Raw genomic sequence first — 15,443 nt, 5'->3', positions numbered from 1 at the left:
CCGCTCCCGACCATAAATGTTGAGCATCGCCCGACCGCGGTCGGACGGCTGACTCGTCGGTCGATGGCTCGTTGCCGCCTCTCGCAACGGAGGCCCGATCACGACGCGTCGCCGGTTCCGCCGGGGATCCGGAGCGCGAACAGTGCGGCGACGCCGGCGACGAGCGCCAACAGCAGGATCGCCTCGGTGAAGTGGTCCGCGTCGGCGAGCACGCCGATCACGGTCGGGGCGCCCGCGCCGATGCCCATGTATCCGGTGCGAAGCAGCCCCAGCCCGGTCCCCTGGACCGTCTCCGGGAATGCGGCCGTCAGCTCCGTCAGCGTGATCGTCGCGTAGCCGAGCATTCCGCTGGCGACCACGGTGGCGCCCGCGACCGCGAGGGTCCCCTCCACGAGCGCCAGCATTCCGATCCCGACCGCTCCGAACCCGAGCGCGACCGGGAGCGAGCGACGGATCCCGTAGGCGTCGTAGGCCGACCCGGCGGCCAGCTTCGAGACGATGCCGAGCGCGAAAAACAGGCCGAACAGTGCGGTCGCGGTCGTCTGTGGAATCCCCTTGATCTCGACGAGGTACGTCGGGTAGAAGGCCGTCAACCCCTGCCAGACGCAGTAGCCGAGCAGCTGGGCCACGGTCACCACGAGCACCGACGGCCGCCGGATGACCCCGGCGAGCGTCCGGGCGGTGCTCACGATCCCGGGGGCCGATTCCGTCCCGGCCTCCCCGTCATCGTCGGCGGACCGTTCGTCCGCGGGCGTTCTCCGTTCGTCCGCGGATCCTCCGTCCGCGGACTCGCCTCGTCCGTCGGACGGGATCACGAGAAAGATCCCGACCGCGGCCGCCAGGAACGCCGGAATCGCGAAGCCGAGTCCGGCCTCCCAGGCGATCGCGACGGCGAGGGCGCCGCCCAGCGGCGGCAACAGGGCGTTTCCGAGGTCCCCGGCGGCCATCGTCGCGCCGATGGCCGTCCCCGCCCGGTCGGCGTAGTTGTTCGAGAGGATCGTAAATCGCGTGACGCCGTAGAGGGCGGTCGTGAGGCCGAACAGGATCGTCGCCGCGAACAACACCACGGTGGATCCCGCCGTGACCACGAGCGCGAGCGCCGTCGCCGAGACAGCGGTGCTCGCCACGAGGACGCGCCGGCCGCCGAACCGGTCGTCGAGGATGCCGCCGGGAAGCTGGCCGATCGCGTACGCGATCCACAGCGCGGTGACGAGCAGCCCCGCGGTGGTGAGATCGAAGCCGAAATCTCCCCGAAGCTGCGGGAGGATCGCGGGATAGACCATCCGGACGCCGATCGAGAGGAACCACCCGCCCGCGACCGCAACCAGGATCGGCCCGCGCCCGCCGCCCCACAGTTCCGTCGCAACCCCGCGGAGATCGCTCGCTCGGTCACGGACGGTCATGGATCCGGGAGTCCGCCGCCGGCCTGGGTATATCCTCCGGTTCGGGCGATCGGTTCCGGAAGGCGGGGCCGTCGGCACGGCACCGCGGGCCGGTCAGTCCTCGGGACGGTCAGTCTCCGGGACAGCCGAGTTCGTACTGGTTCTCCTCGACGGTGGCCGCGGGCGGAATCGTCACGGAGACCGGCTCGCCGTACCCCCGGTAGGTCGTGGTGAGGGTGGCGGTCGCGGTCGCGTCACCTCGGGCGATCTCCAGCCGAAGCCGGGACCTGACCGGCAGGTCCGTCTCCGGATCGACCCAGAGCCGTGCGGTGGCGTTCTCCAGCGACGCGTCCGCGAGCCCCGTTTCACCGGCGGTTTGCCGGCGTTCCGCGAGCGACTGGATCGTCTCCCGGGTGGGATACGCCTCGATCAGCACGGTTCGGTTCCCGTCGACGGTGCGATCTCCGCGCCAGTACACCCGGGACCGCTCGAGGAGCGTCAGGTGGTTCGACAGCGGCGTGGCGTCCCGCCAGCGGTCCGACTCCGGGACCGACTCGACGGCCCAGCCGCTCCACGGCGGGCGACACTGTCGGTAGGACGTGTTCCCGTCGACGTACGTCTCGATCGTGGCCTCGTTTTCACCGCCGGCGGCGAGTGGCCCGTCACCGTCATCGACCCGTGTCGTGGCGCGCAGTCGTTCAGCCGAGACGTTGACGGCCCCGGACCCCTCCGCGGTGGCCGTCCGCTCCCGGTCGTCGGCGGTCGCCGAGGCGCGCATCCGGGCCTCGAAGCGGTAGGTCTCGACGTCGGATGCTGCCGCGGCCGTTCGGTCGAGCGTCTCGAGGGCACGGTCGTCGCTCGGCGGGCGGTCGTCGCCGAACGGGAGGGCGGTACAGCCGGCCAGCACGACGAGGAGGGCAAGCGAGAGCGCGAGGACGGCGCGTCGCATACGTCGGCGTGGGGACTGGTATATATAAATAGCCGTTGCCGTCCGAACGTCCCGCACTCGGAACGCCGCGCCTCGCACTCGGAACGCCGCGCCCAGGAGGTCGCCGCCGACGGGGGCGTCAGTACACCACGAGCGACAGGTAGAGTTGCCCGACGCCGGCGACCACCATCACGACGCCCGCGAGCCGCTTCAGCCAGCCGGAGTAGGCCATCAGGCGGCCGGCGTTCGTGAGCAGGCCCATCCCGGTGGCGACGGTGGTCGCGACCAGCAGGACCGCGACGACCCCGGCGTACACGCCGAGCAGGAGCACGGCGACGTCGGTCGGGAGCGCGATCGCCCGCGCGACGACGCCGAGGAAGATCGGGGCGACGCAGCCCGCCCCGGCCAGCGCGTAGCCGGCGCCGAAGAGTCCGAACCCGAGCACGCTCGACCGGCGTTTCGGCAGCGGGATCGAGATGGAGGGAGCGCGTCCGCTGGCGACCAGCAGTCCGAAGACGACGAGGAGTCCGCCGACCAGGGACTCGAAGACCGTGAGGTTCGAGATCGTCGAGTGGCCGATCCGGACCGTCGCGCCCGCCAGGACCGTGAACGTGGCCAGCACGCCGATCCCGGCCGCGATCCCCCGGGTTCCGGCGCCCGCGATCGAGACCGAATCGGCGTCGGCCTGGTTGACGTAGAACCCGACGTAGCCGGGCAACAGGGGATACGCGCACGGCGAGAAGAACGTCGCCACGCCGGCGGTGATCGCGAACGGAAGGTTCGTCGCGAGCGTGGCGTCGGTCATCCCGTGATCACTTATAAGGCCGTCTCGATGCCCGCGAGCAGTTCGTCGGCGGTGTGGACGCCCGAGTCGGACCAGCGGACGCGGCCCGTCTCGTCGATCGCGACCGCCGTGGGATAGGCCCCGACGTTCAGCTTCGAGGTGAGCGCCGCGGTCACGTCGCTCGCGACGAGCCAGTCGCCGTCGTGCTCGCGCCACCAGTCGGCGATGGTCCTCCTGACGGCGTCCTGGCTTGCGTCCTCGGGGGTGACGGAGACGAACCGAACGCGGTCGTCGACCTGCGGCCGCACGTCCGCCAGGATCGGCATCTGCTCCTCGCAGGGGGCACACCAGGTCGCGAAGAAGTCGACGAACGTCGGCCGGTCCGGCGCCGGGATCGTCACCTCGCCGGCCGTGCTCCCCGGGGCGTCGATCGTCGGCAGCGTGACCGGGTCGACGGGCTCCGTATCGGATCCCCCGAGCACCGACGGGACGTTCCCGGTCGCCAGCAGACCGGCCCCGCCGAGCGCGGCCGTGCTTGCGACCCCGGCGATGACCTGGCGGCGGCGCATCCTACGCGGTCACCACCCGCTCGAAGTCGTTCACGACCGTCTCGATGTCCACCGTGGGACCGTTCGGATAGGCTCGCTCGACGTATCCCCGCTTGTTCGCCAGGAGGATGAGCCCGTAGTGAGGGAACTGATACTCGAGGTTCTCGTAGTCGTCGGCGGGCGCCTTCTCGATGACGAGTCCGAACTTCTCCTCAAGCAGCGTCTGCCCGGCCTCGTAGGTCTCGGGGCGGAGGAAATGCCAGTTGCCGGCCTCCAGGCTCACGCCCTGCTGGGTGGCGTACTCGCGGAGAACCTCGGCGGTGTCGCGCTCCGGATCGAAGGTGATCGGGAGGAACGCCGAGTCGTCGCCGTACCCCTCCTCGGCGGCGACCTCCTGGGCGCGCCGGAGGCGCTGGATGAGCGCGGGACAGACGCCGTCCGGACAGTGCGTATAAAAGAACGTCAGCAGGACGGCGCGGTCGCGCTCGTCGAAGATCCTGGCGGTCGAGACCTCCTCCCCCGCGATCGGGTCGGGAAGCGTCACCGCGGGCAGCTCGTCGCCGTAGCTCGGGTGGGCCGCCTCGCTCAGGTCCTGCTCGGGCGGGCCGAGCACGACGTTCTCGTTCCCGAACCCGGGCACCGACCCGAGACAGCCGGCGGTCCCGACGACGCCCGCGCCCGCAAGCGATCGCAGATAGTGACGCCGATCCATATCCGTGGTTACGTCCCGATATATAAATGCCCCGCGTTGATCGTCAGCGCGTGCGAACGCCCGTCAGAGCGTGTGTCCCGTTGGGACCGGGCGTGGCCGTTGGGACCGGACGTCGGGTCCCCACGAGCCATACCGGACGTCGGGTCCCCGCGAGCCATACGTGGGGTCGCGCGTGACCCGCCCGAGGAGACTGTGTGCCGTCCTGACGCGGCCGAACGGAACCCGATCGATTCAAACCCGTCGGGGCGTACTGTCCGGTATGGACGGAGACGACGCCCACGAGGGCGATTCACCCGACGACGAGACCCGCGAGAACGTCGTGCCGGGCAGCGAGGAGGCGCTGTCCACCCCCGACGTGCGCGGGCCGGACTTCCGCGGGGACCTCGACATCGGCGAGCTGCTCGAGACGTACGCGACCACCGGCTTCCAGGCGACCCACCTCGCCGAGGCGATCGACATCGCCGAGCGGATGCAGGCGGAGGACGCGACGGTCTATCTCACCTTCACCTCGAACATCGTCTCCTCGGGGTTGCGCGAGACGGTCGCGTCCCTCGTCCGGGAGGGCTACGTCGACGTGCTCATCACGACCTCGGGGTCGCTGACCGAGGACATCATCAAGACCGCCAAGCCCTTCAAGATGGGCGAGTGGGACGCCGACGAGGCCGAACTCCGCGAGAAGGGCATCAACCGGCTCGGGAACATCTACGTCCCCTCCGACCGGTACGTCTGGCTCGAGGAGTTCCTCTACGACTTCTTCGACGACTTCTTCGCCGAGAAAAAGGTCCGGACGCCGACCGCCTTCGCCCGCGAGGTCGGCGAGACGCTCGACGACGAGGACTCCGTGTTGAAACAGGCCGCCGACAACGACGTCCCCGTCTACTGTCCGGCCCTGACCGACGCGGAGGTCGGCAACTTCCTCTACTACTACCGGCAGGGGTACGACTCCGAGATCGGCATCGAGATCCTCGACGACTACGACTCGCTCATCGAGGACGGCCTCCTCGCGGGCAAAACCGGACTCATCGCCGTCGGCGGCGGGGTGCCCAAACACCACGCGATCATGACGAACCTCTTCCGCGGGGGCGCCGACTACGCGATCTACATCTCGACCGGGATGGAGGGCGACGGCTCCCTGTCGGGCGCGCCGCCGAACGAGGCGGTCTCCTGGGGGAAGATCAAGGACGAAACCGAGACGAACTACACGCAGGTCGAGGCCGAGGCCACCCTGGTGTTCCCGCTGCTGGTGGCGGGCGCGTTCGCCTGACGGAAACCGGAACCGGCCGGAACGGTTGGCCGGTCGAACGGGCGATGCGGACGTCGAAAGGACTACAAACGGACGGCTGCCTTGAACGCTAGAGCAAGCTCAGATGGACCGACCCGAGACGACGCGGCTGCTATCAGCGATCCTGATAGCCGCGCTCGGGGTGTTGTTGGCGGGCGTCTTCACCGGCGACGTGTACCAGGACGTCGTCCTCGAAGGGAACGCCGTCTGGACGGCGCTCCTCGAGAACAGCGTCCCGTACCTGCTGAGCGCCGCGATCGTCGGCGTCGGACTGTGGCTCGGAGCGGCCGCCGAGGAGGTCGACGCGACGACGGTCCTCCGGTGGACCGTTGCGAGTCTCGTCGTCGTCCTCGCGTTGGCCGCGTGGGTCTATCTGATCCAGCAACGGCAGGGTCGCGTCAAACCGCGGATCATCCTGGCCCAGCTGTCCGCCGCGGCGATCCTCGGCGGGATCGTCATCGGGCTCTACAGCGAACGTCAGCGGCGCCGCCAGGTGGAACTCGCCGTCGAGAAGTCCCGGCTGGAGGCGCTCTTCGAGAACACCTCCGATGCGGTCGCGCGGATCGCCTTCGACGGGACGGACCCGGTCATCGTCGACGTCAATCCCGCCTTCGCGGAGACGTTCGGGTACGCCGCCGGCGAGGCGAACGGCCGGTCCTTCGACGACCTGTTCTCGGAGGACCACTCGGACGACGACCTCGCGGCGTTTCGCGCGCACGCCCGACGGGGGGAGCGCTACGAGACCGAGATCGAGCGCGAACGCGCGGACGGGGTGACCGGCGTCTTCGTGGTTCGGTTCGTCCCGCTGGATGACGCCGCCACGACGGCGGACGGCTTCGCGGTCTACACCGACATCACCGAGACGCGGCGGTACGCGGACCGCCTCGACGCGCTCCACGAGGCGACCCGCGATCTCATCGCGGCGAGCACGCGGTCGGCGGTCGCCGACCGCGGCGTCGACGCGGGCGCGACGCTGCTCGATCTCGAGATCTCCGGGATCTACTTCCACACCGAGACGCCCGACGGCCCGGCGTTGGAGCCGGTCGCGACCACCGAGGGCGCGGAGCGAACGTTCGGGACGATCCCGACCCTGCACCCGGGCTCCTCGCTGGCGTGGGCGGTCTACGAGTCGGGCTCGATCGCCCGCTTCGACGACGTCCGCACCGCGGACGGTCTCCACAATCCCGAGACGCCGATCCGCAGCGAGCTGATCGTGCCGCTCGGCGACCACGGCGTGTTCATCGCGGGGTCGCGCTCGGTCGGCGCCTTCGACGACGCCGACGTGGCGCTGGCCCGGATCCTCTGTGCGAACGTCCGGAGCGCACTCGACGGCGCGGGCCGCGAACAAAAGCTCCGCGCCCGCGAGCGCGAGTTGGCCGAACAGAACGCCCGGCTCGAGGAGTTCACGAGCATCGTCAGCCACGACCTCCGGAACCCCCTGAACGTCGCGACGGGGTACCTCGAGATCGCACGGGAAGAGGCGTCGGCGGACGGAAACGTCGACCCGACCGTCCTCGAACAGATCGACGGCGCCCTCGACCGGATGAACCGGCTCATCGAGGACCTGCTGACGCTCGCGCGGCAGGGCGAGTCGATCGGCGAGACCGAACGCGTCGACCTCGCGGCGGTCGCCGCGGCCGCCTGGGAGCACGTCGATGGTCCGGACGCCACCCTGTCGGTCGAGACCGAGGCGACGGTCGAGGCCGACCCCGACCGCCTCCAGCAGCTCCTCGAGAACCTCTTCCGAAACGCCGTCGAGCACGGCCCTTCCGACGTGCGGATCGTCGTCGGGGACCTCCCGGACGGTGCGGGATTTTACGTGGCCGACGACGGGCCCGGCATCCCGGAGCCGGACCGCGAGCGGGTCTTCGAGTCCGGGTACACGACCCGCGAGGACGGAACCGGGTTCGGACTCGCGATCGTCGCCGAGATCGTCGAGGCCCACGGCTGGGAGATCGCGGCGACCGAAGGCGAGGCGGGCGGCGCCCGCTTCGAGATCACCGGCGTCGCCACCGCGGAGACGTCTGCTGCGGAGGACGCGGACTAACGACCCGGCCGGCCGAAACGGCCACTCCGGCGTCCCCGTGCTCTCCGAACGCCGACGCCGGCGTCACTCGAGCAACTCCGCCGCGGCCGACGCGAGCCCCTCGATCGACCGGTCCCGGAGCCGGTCCGTGCCGAGTTGGAGCCTGAGCCGGGGGCGGCCGACGTCGATCGGCACCTTCTCCGTGTCGATCACGCCGTGGTCCTCGAGGTCGGTCTTCGTCCGCGAGAAGGTCGCCTTCGAGGCGATCCCGACGTCCTCGCCCCACTTCGAGAGGTCGTACAGCAGGACGCCGTGTTTCGCGGCCACCAGCAGCGCGACCGCGACCGCGTCGAGGCGCTCGGCGAGGTCGGTCCCGTCGATCGCCTCGAGCATCGCCTCGAAGTCGGCGCGGGGCTCCTCGCCGAGCGCCTCGTCCATCGTCTCGCGAACCCGGTCGAGCGCCGGCGTTCGCAGCCGGTAGTCGGCCGCGTCGGCGAACCGGGCGCGGTAGGCGTCGCCCACCGACTCGCGGAACGCCTCGTCGGTCGTCGAGAGCACGCCGATCCCGTCGGTCGCCTCGACGAGCGCGGCGACGCGGTCCGTCGAGACGAGCAGCGTCGTCGAGAGATCCGACTCCGGCGTCCGGATCGTCAGCTCCCGACGGTCGACCAACGCCGCCGCCTTCGAGGCGAGCAGAAACCCGTCCGTCGCGTCCTTGATCGTTCGTTCCTCGACGAGCAGTCGAACGTCGGGGACGCCGCTCGTCTCATCGTCGATGCCGGCGGAAACGATCGCCTCGATCGTCTCCCTGGAGGGGTTAACGACGAGCAGGGATTCCTCGCCGTCGGCGGTTGCCGATGCAAGCACGCTCTCGACATCAGCTTCCACGGTACTGGAGACCATTCGTTGTCCATCATATCCGCTCGTTCGTACTTAATATTATGGGTGACAATGGCTATATCATTACTGAGAATAGATAAAATAACCGTCGGCGCCGAACGAACGATCGGAGAAACCGTGGGAAGGAGAACGGACTCGACGTACGTTCAATTTCGACGGCCATTCGACCTCGACGGTCACTCGTCCTCGTGGTCTCGCCGAGCGGTGCGTTCCGCCGTCGTCCTGTCCATCACCTCGCGGCGGTCGTGTTCGGACCGCACGAGGCCATAGAGGACCAGCGGCGCGACGATCGCACCCAGGAGGACGACCGCGACGATCGCCGCGGCCGACATCAGCCGAGGAAGACGTCGACGACGTCGCTCGCGCCGGAGGTGGTGTCGCGATACAGCTCCGAGTAGCCGCACTCGGTACACGAGACCACCGTGAAGCTGTTCGTCTGGATGTCGAACATCTTCGAGAGGCCGCCGCCGGTCGTGGAGATCGTGCCGACCTCCGTCTCGTCGTGGCCGCACTTCGGACAGCCGCGGTCGTCGGCGTCGGCGCTCGCGTCGCTTCCGGTCTGCGTGTCGGGGTGGGGGACCATATCCGGCGATCGGTCGGTCTCAGTAATCAATCTTCTCCCGTGATCGTCGTTCTTTCGGGCTGTCCTTCTTCGGGGTCGTTCTTCTTCGGGGTCGTTCTTCTTCCGGGCTCGTCCGTCCCGGATCGTTCGCGGGCCGCGCGTCGGCCGCCGGACGAAGCGGATTTACGCGCCGGTCCCCGACGGATCCGTAATGAGCACGCCGACCCCCGAGGCCTTCGAGCAGGGGCGCGGGATGGACGCGCACAACGCGGTGATGCGCGAGGTCCGCGCCGAGCGGGACGAGACGTACGACCCCCACGAGCCGACGCGGGTGTGGATCGACGAGGACAACACCCCCGACGGCGTCCGCCAGTCGCTGACGATCATCCTCAACACCGGCGGCTGTCGGTGGGCCCGCGCCGGCGGCTGCACGATGTGCGGCTACGTCGCCGAGTCCGTCGAGGGCGGCAGCGTCTCCCACGAGGCCCTGATGGACCAGATCGACGTCTGTCTGGACCACGAGGAGACCAACGCCGACGAGCCCTCCGGGCTGGTCAAGATCTACACCTCCGGCTCGTTCCTCGACGAGCGGGAGGTCCCCGCCGAGACGCGCGCCGCGATCGCCGAGACGTTCGCCGACCGCGACCGGATCGTCGTCGAGTCCCTGCCGGACTTCGTCACCGCCGAGGCCGTCAGCGACTTCACCGACGTCGGCCTCTCGACCGACGTCGCGATCGGGCTCGAGACGGCGACCGACCGCGTGCGCCGGGACTGCGTGAACAAGTACTTCGAGTTCGCGGACTTCGAGGCCGCCTGCGAGGAGGTCCGTGCGGTCGACGCCGACGTCGGCGCCGATGACGTCGCCGACGAGGCAAGCACCGATGCCGGAACCGACGACGTCAGCGCGGGCGTGAAGGCGTACCTCCTGTTGAAGCCGCCCTTCCTCGCGGAGCCGGAGGCCGTGGACGACATGATCGCGTCGATCCGGCGCTGTGCGGCCGTCGAGGGGTGTCACACCGTCTCGATGAACCCCTGTAACGTGCAGCGGTACACGATGGTCGACGAGCTGTTCTTCGAGGGCGGCTACCGCCCGCCGTGGCTCTGGAGCGTCGCGCACGTCCTCGCGGAGACGGCGGACGTCGACGCGATCGTGGTCTCGGACCCGGTCGGCCACGGCTCCGACCGCGGCGCGCACAACTGCGGGGAGTGCGACGACCGCGTGCAGACGGCGATCAAGGACTTCGACCTCCGGCAGGACCCGAGCGTCTTCGAGCAGGTCGACTGCGAGTGCGAGCGGACCTGGGAGCACGTGCTGGCCGCGGAGACGAGCTACAATATGCCGCTCGCCCGATAGCTGCTTTTCACCTGATAGCTGCTTTTCACCTGATAGCTGCTTTTCACCTGATAGCTGCTTTTCACCTGATAGCTGCTTTTCGCCGGCCTACGTGCTTGTCGCCCGCGGCGAGTCGATTCCCGGCGCAGTGCCGTCACTCGCCCGCGGTTCGATGAAGCCACGTCGCACAGCCGATCGCGATCACGCCCGCGACCGCGCCGATCGCGAACGCAACGCGGTAGCCGGTCATCGTGTACACGCGGACGCCGTCCAGCAGCTCGCCGGTCCAGTAGGCGTCGAGGGCCGTCCCCATCAGCGTCGGAAAGGTCGCGGCGCCGAAGAAGGAGGCGCCGTTGATCGCCCCGAGCGCGACCCCGCTCGCGCGGTCGTCGTACCGTGATCTGACCATCGGATACGTGAGCACGAAGGCGCCAACGAGGCCGCCGAGGGTGAGAAAGACCGCGCCGACGACGAAAAACGGCGGGTCGCCGACCGCGGCGATGGTGGCCAACGCGGCCGTGTGGACGAGCGTCGCGGCGACCACCACCGGCGTCCGGATCCCGGTCCGGTCCGAGAGCCAGCCGAACGCCGGGGGGCCGACCGCCGTTCCGAGGCCGCCCAGAAGGGTGATCGTCGAGGCGGTCGTCACCGAGACGTCGTAGACCTGGACGACGTAGGGGATCCCCCACAGGCCGATCAGCGTCAGCTGCACGCCGCCGGTGCAGTACAAAAGCAGCGCGACGGCCCACGCCCAGCGGTCCGAGAGGACGCGCGCGGCGTAGCGGCCGACCTCGGCGGTGGAGGGGCGATCCTGCGACGACGCCTCGGTGATTGCGGCCAACCCCGCCTCGGACGGCGTGTCGCGGACGAGGATCAGGAGCGCGACCGCGACCGCGATCCCGGCGGCGCCGAGGCCCGCCATCGTCGTCCGCCAGCCGGCCGCCGAGACGACGACCGCCAGCGGCGTGGTCGCCAGGAGACCGCCCGCGCCGCCGACGGCGAACGAGAGGCCGCTCATCGTGCCGAACTCGTCCGGGCGATACCAGTTCGCACAGAAGCGCAGCACCGCCACGAAGATCAGGCTGCCGCCGAGGCCGATCAGGAACCGTGCGGCAAGCGCCGTCGCGTAACTGCCCGCCAGCGCGAACCAGACCGCCGCGAGGTTCATCACTGCGGCGCCGGCGGCGGCGGTCAGCCGCGGCCCGAACCGGTCGACCAGGATCCCGGTCGGCAGCTGCAGCAACGAATAGACGAGGAAGAAGACCGCGTGCAGGGTGCCCAGCTGGGCGCCGCTCATCGAGAGCGCGCGCATCAGGTCCGCGGCCAGCACCGCCGTCGACAGGCGGTAGAGGCTCACGAGGAGGAACGCCGTCGCGAGGATCCCCCACAGGATCCACCGTCGCCGGTACGGATCTCCCCAGACGCGCCGGAGCGCTCCCGCGGTCATCGCTGCCGGCGGAAGCCCTCGAGGTCGTCGATCGCGATCGGGCTCGCGGGATACGGCGGCGACGCGTCCGGGTCGTTGAACGCGCGCGGCGCCACGTCGTTGGGTCCGTTCGGGTACAACAGCGACGCCAGGACCTGTATCTGTCCGCGGCCGACGCCGAGCTCGAACTGTCCGCCGCCGTAACACCGGATCCCGTTCTCGCGGCAGTACTCGACCGTCTCGAACAGCGACCGGATCGAGCCGAACCGGGACGGCTTGACGTTACACCAGCCCGGGTCGACGGGCAGCGACCGGAGGCTCTCGACCCCGGTCACGGGGTAATCGAACGAGAGTCGGTCGGCGACCTCCGCCAGTCGGTCGCGCGTGTCCTCGGTGAACGCGGCGTCCTCGACGACCGCCGTCGGGAACGCCTCGAGGACGCGCTCGTAGAGCTCGGGGTCCGCGGGGACGTCGACGTCGGTCCCCTCGTACCAGCCTTTTAAGTCGAGCACCCGGACGGCGTCCGTCTCGGCGAGCGTCCCCATCAGGTCCGCGGTCCAGTCCGGCGTCGGGTCGAGTTTGAACTCCAGGTCGGGGTTCGCCTCGAGCAGTCGCGCGACGCGGTCGGCGCTGGGCGGGTCCCCGAGTCGGGTCGAGACGACGAACCGGACCGGATCGAGCGCCCGGTCGAGCGCGCCCGCGAGATCCGCGTCGGCCTGCCGGAGGGCCAGGTCGAGGGCCGCGCTCTCGTAGGCCCACCGGCGGTACGCACGGAATCCCTCGCGCTCCGGCGGCTTCGTCTCGAAGAGGTCGATCTCGGCGAGCCGGTCCGACAGCGAGTCGACCGTCCACTCGCCCTCGATCCCGACCGGGGGAGCGTCCGCGAACGCCTCGTGGTCCGCCGTCTCGTAGGTGACGTCCTCGCCGCGGCCGGTCTCGCCGTCGCCCGACAGCGCGATCTCCGTGGTGACGCGCTCGAAGCCGCTGGTGGTGTCGGCGCGGCGTCGCGTCCGGCGCTCCGCCTCGACCGTGACCGGAAGGTCGGCGACCGCCTCGTAGAGGTCCATACCCGACCGACTCGGGGACCGTACTTGAAGGTTCCAGCCCCGGATCCGACCGCCGGAACCGTTCGTTCGGCGGCCGATCCGCCGTCGACGTCGCCCCGATCGACGTCGCCACGGTCAACGTCGCCCCGGTCGGCGACCGGTGGCCGTCCTCGTCGCCGTGTCACCGGTTCCCGCGTGCTCGCTCGATAGGAAAGGCATTTGAGTGGGCCACGAGACAGTTGTCACATGACCGAGGACGCCGACGAGGCCGTAGAGACCTTCTACTCCGAAGAACGCTGGCAGAACTGGATCTCCCGGATCGAGGAGGAGGAGCTCGACCCCGAGAACGAGGACTCCGCCCGCCTGCTGATCAACCTGCAGGACGACGCCGCGATCGCCGTCGCCAAGGTCCTCTCGGCGTACGAGGACGGCCGGATCGACGAGGACCGCGCGCTCGATGAGCTCGAGGACGTCCGCGAGATCGTGCTCACCGAGGTCGACTTCGAGGACGAGGACAAGACGATGCTGATCGACGGCGTCCAGACCTCGCTGGTCCCCGTCTTCTACGCGGCCGAGGAGTACGTCGTCGGCGGCGTCGTCGAGGGGAACCTCGACGAGTACATCGACGCGGCCGCCGACGCCGAGGCCGACGAGGACCTCGACGCGGCCCTCGGCTACGTCGTCCAGGCCGGCACGCGCATCATCGATGGCGACCGGCTCGACATCGATCTCGTGGAGAACATCGAGTACGGCCTCGTCTCCGAGTGGGTCAACGGCCTCGACTCGCTGCAGTCGGCGATCCAGGACCCGGAAGTCGTCGAGGAGGACTGAGGATCGTTCGACCGGCCGTTCGGCGTCTCGAACGTGGAGGCCGATTCTCACGTGAGGATCTCCATCCGGTGGACGAGTTTCCGTGAACGAAAACCGTCGGGATCACTGTCTTCAACCTAGTTGTTTCCCTGTCCTCCACCCTGTCCACCCCCTTGGCCGCCTCCTTGACCGTTCCCGCCACCGCCTCCTTGTTGCCCCTGCGGCCCCTGCGTAACCTGGATATCGTATGACGCCGACTCGTAGGTCTCCGATCCGTCCAGTATCGTCGCCGTCACGGTGTACTCCGTATTCGCAGTCGGGCCGGTGAACACGACCTCCGCGCGGCCCCCGGCGTTCGTGGAGATGGTCGAAGGGCCGACGAAGGAGCCACCGTTGGTAACCGAGAACTCGACGGTGGCGCCGCTTACCGGGTTGTTGTATCGGTCGCGAACCTCGACCACGATCGGGAGTTCCGTATTGGGTGGAACGACCCGGCTCTGTCCGAGGACGGTCGTCACGTAGGCGGGGTCGGGTTCGCCGTTCGTGGTTCCTCCGTCATCGCCGTCCTGGACGGTCACCACCGCGGTCTGGAGCCGATAGCGGCGCGTGCCGTCGAGCGTGACGACGACGTCTCCGCCGGTCGATGCGACGTCGATGACGCGGTCGTTCGACGACTCGAGCCGCGCGCCCGTGGTCGCGACCCAGCCGGAAGCGTCCACGCCGGCGGGGGGCTGGAACCGGAGTTCGATGTTGTCCTGTCCGTCCCGTGACCCCGTGACGACCACCGTTTGCGTCGCGGCGCTCGTCGTCGCCGCCGTGAGGCTGACGCTCTCTCCGCCGGCATCGACGTCCCCGCGGAGGAGGGTGACTCGGATCCGGTCGTCCTGCAGCAGCGTCTGGCTCGCCATCGGGATCGGTCGGTTGTCGGCGACGCGATACGCCTCCTGTCCGGTGACGACCATCGGCTGACCCTCGAAGACGTTGTAGTCCGGGTCGAACCGGACGTCACGCGTCGCGTAGGCGCGCCCGTCGACGCTCGACTCGACGAACGTCCGGACGTTTCCGGGCTCGCCGTCGACCGCCTGCACGTTCTCGATCGCGATCGTCCGCTCGTCGGTCGTCGCCAACCGGTTGGGTGGCGGACCGGGGTTGACGAACAGCAGCCGGTTCGGGTAGTCGACGCCGGTGTTCACCGTCGTGCCGAGGGCTGCATCCCGGCTCGCGGCGGCGAGCACGTCGTTGCGGACGTCGGTGAGGTCGGCGGCCGCCTCCTGGTAGGCCGCGAACTCGACCTGCCGGTTCTGGTCGGGGATCACCGTCGCCTGCATCACCGAGATCGAGACGATCAGAAAGCCGAACAGCAGGATCGCCCCGATCTGCATCGACTGCGCACGATCCCCCCCACGAGCGTCCATTACGTGTATGAAGGGACCCCGACCGGCAAATAGTTGGTCCTCGGCGTCTCGCCACGTCGGAGCAACGACGAACGGACGCGGCTGATCGGGCGACGATCGCGATCCGGATCGGATATTTATAAACACCGGAGGAATAGGCGTGTTATTACACGGATGGACAGAATTTCGCTAGCGGGTGAGAATTTAAACAATATCATAATATATTATTTTAAGTGAAAAGCTTAGTTAAAATAGGAATTAATATTTATAATATTGGTTAATATGGAATCAGAGTGGAGATTGTTATATA

At 69.0% G+C, this 15,443-nt stretch carries 15 protein-coding genes; 4 read left to right on the top strand and 11 right to left on the bottom strand.

The window, feature by feature from the left end:
• Positions 1–98: 98 nt before the first annotated feature.
• From BLV25_RS02915 to BLV25_RS02895, 5 genes are all read right to left on the bottom strand, one after another.
• Positions 99–1,403 carry an MFS transporter gene (locus BLV25_RS02915; RefSeq protein ID WP_092730683.1) on the bottom strand — a complete coding sequence of 435 codons (1,305 nt, stop codon included), beginning with the start codon at positions 1,401–1,403 and terminating at the stop codon, positions 99–101.
• A 109-nt stretch (positions 1,404–1,512) separates the two neighbouring features.
• Positions 1,513–2,331 carry a hypothetical protein gene (locus tag BLV25_RS02910; protein ID WP_176819421.1) on the bottom strand — a complete coding sequence of 273 codons (819 nt, stop codon included), beginning with the start codon at positions 2,329–2,331 and terminating at the stop codon, positions 1,513–1,515.
• A 118-nt stretch (positions 2,332–2,449) separates the two neighbouring features.
• Positions 2,450–3,115: a cytochrome c biogenesis CcdA family protein gene (locus BLV25_RS02905; protein WP_021073312.1), complete on the bottom strand. Its 666-nt coding sequence runs from the start codon at positions 3,113–3,115 to the stop codon at positions 2,450–2,452.
• 11 nt (positions 3,116–3,126) lie between these two features.
• The gene (locus BLV25_RS02900) at positions 3,127–3,663 is read right to left on the bottom strand and encodes a TlpA family protein disulfide reductase (protein ID WP_092730681.1); all 537 of its coding nucleotides are present in this window, start codon (positions 3,661–3,663) and stop codon (positions 3,127–3,129) included.
• 1 nt (position 3,664) lies between these two features.
• On the bottom strand, positions 3,665–4,354 hold the full coding sequence (locus tag BLV25_RS02895) for an SCO family protein (protein ID WP_021073310.1): 690 nt from the start codon (positions 4,352–4,354) through the stop codon (positions 3,665–3,667).
• A gap of 259 nt (positions 4,355–4,613) precedes the next feature.
• Between BLV25_RS02895 and BLV25_RS02890 the strand changes: the two genes are divergently transcribed.
• Together BLV25_RS02890 and BLV25_RS02885 are read left to right on the top strand one after the other, a co-directional pair.
• Positions 4,614–5,618, top strand: a complete 1,005-nt coding sequence (locus BLV25_RS02890; RefSeq protein ID WP_092730679.1) for a deoxyhypusine synthase — start codon at positions 4,614–4,616, stop codon at positions 5,616–5,618.
• Between the two features lie 103 nt (positions 5,619–5,721).
• Positions 5,722–7,683: a sensor histidine kinase gene (locus tag BLV25_RS02885; protein WP_092730677.1), complete on the top strand. Its 1,962-nt coding sequence runs from the start codon at positions 5,722–5,724 to the stop codon at positions 7,681–7,683.
• A 63-nt stretch (positions 7,684–7,746) separates the two neighbouring features.
• On the opposite strand, the gene tbsP is transcribed toward BLV25_RS02885, so the two are convergent.
• The 3 genes from tbsP to BLV25_RS02875 form a co-directional block, all read right to left on the bottom strand.
• Positions 7,747–8,565 carry a transcriptional regulator TbsP gene (tbsP, locus tag BLV25_RS02880; protein ID WP_039400782.1) on the bottom strand — a complete coding sequence of 273 codons (819 nt, stop codon included), beginning with the start codon at positions 8,563–8,565 and terminating at the stop codon, positions 7,747–7,749.
• A 173-nt stretch (positions 8,566–8,738) separates the two neighbouring features.
• The gene (locus BLV25_RS17235) at positions 8,739–8,894 is read right to left on the bottom strand and encodes a hypothetical protein (protein ID WP_021073306.1); all 156 of its coding nucleotides are present in this window, start codon (positions 8,892–8,894) and stop codon (positions 8,739–8,741) included.
• Positions 8,894–9,145, bottom strand: coding sequence for a zinc ribbon domain-containing protein (locus BLV25_RS02875; protein WP_021073305.1), 252 nt, complete (start codon positions 9,143–9,145; stop codon positions 8,894–8,896). The genes BLV25_RS17235 and BLV25_RS02875 overlap by 1 nt, the downstream gene beginning before the upstream one ends.
• Positions 9,146–9,335: 190 nt before the next feature.
• On the opposite strand from BLV25_RS02875, the gene BLV25_RS02870 reads away from it, so the two are divergent.
• On the top strand, positions 9,336–10,478 hold the full coding sequence (locus BLV25_RS02870) for an archaeosine biosynthesis radical SAM protein RaSEA (protein ID WP_092730675.1): 1,143 nt from the start codon (positions 9,336–9,338) through the stop codon (positions 10,476–10,478).
• A gap of 133 nt (positions 10,479–10,611) precedes the next feature.
• On the opposite strand, the gene BLV25_RS02865 is transcribed toward BLV25_RS02870, so the two are convergent.
• Complete coding sequence (locus BLV25_RS02865; RefSeq protein ID WP_092730673.1) at positions 10,612–11,904, bottom strand: MFS transporter; 1,293 nt, start codon at positions 11,902–11,904, stop codon at positions 10,612–10,614.
• Positions 11,901–12,950, bottom strand: a complete 1,050-nt coding sequence (locus BLV25_RS02860) for an enolase-like domain-containing protein (protein ID WP_021073302.1) — start codon at positions 12,948–12,950, stop codon at positions 11,901–11,903. Before BLV25_RS02860 ends, BLV25_RS02865 begins: the two co-directional genes overlap by 4 nt.
• 225 nt (positions 12,951–13,175) lie before the next feature.
• On the opposite strand from BLV25_RS02860, the gene BLV25_RS02855 reads away from it, so the two are divergent.
• Entirely contained in the window at positions 13,176–13,760 is a 585-nt protein-coding gene (locus BLV25_RS02855) for a DUF2150 family protein (protein ID WP_092730671.1), read from the top strand.
• A 116-nt stretch (positions 13,761–13,876) separates the two neighbouring features.
• On the opposite strand, the gene BLV25_RS02850 is transcribed toward BLV25_RS02855, so the two are convergent.
• A complete protein-coding gene (locus BLV25_RS02850; protein ID WP_092730669.1) occupies positions 13,877–15,154 on the bottom strand; it encodes an Ig-like domain-containing protein in 1,278 nt (425 codons plus the stop codon).
• Positions 15,155–15,443 lie beyond the last annotated feature (289 nt).

This window comes from Halopenitus persicus, from assembly GCF_900107205.1.
GTDB classification, from domain to species: domain Archaea; phylum Halobacteriota; class Halobacteria; order Halobacteriales; family Haloferacaceae; genus Halopenitus; species Halopenitus persicus.
The sequence above is the reverse complement of the archived record's forward strand: the minus strand, read 5'-3'. Positions and strand labels throughout refer to the sequence as shown.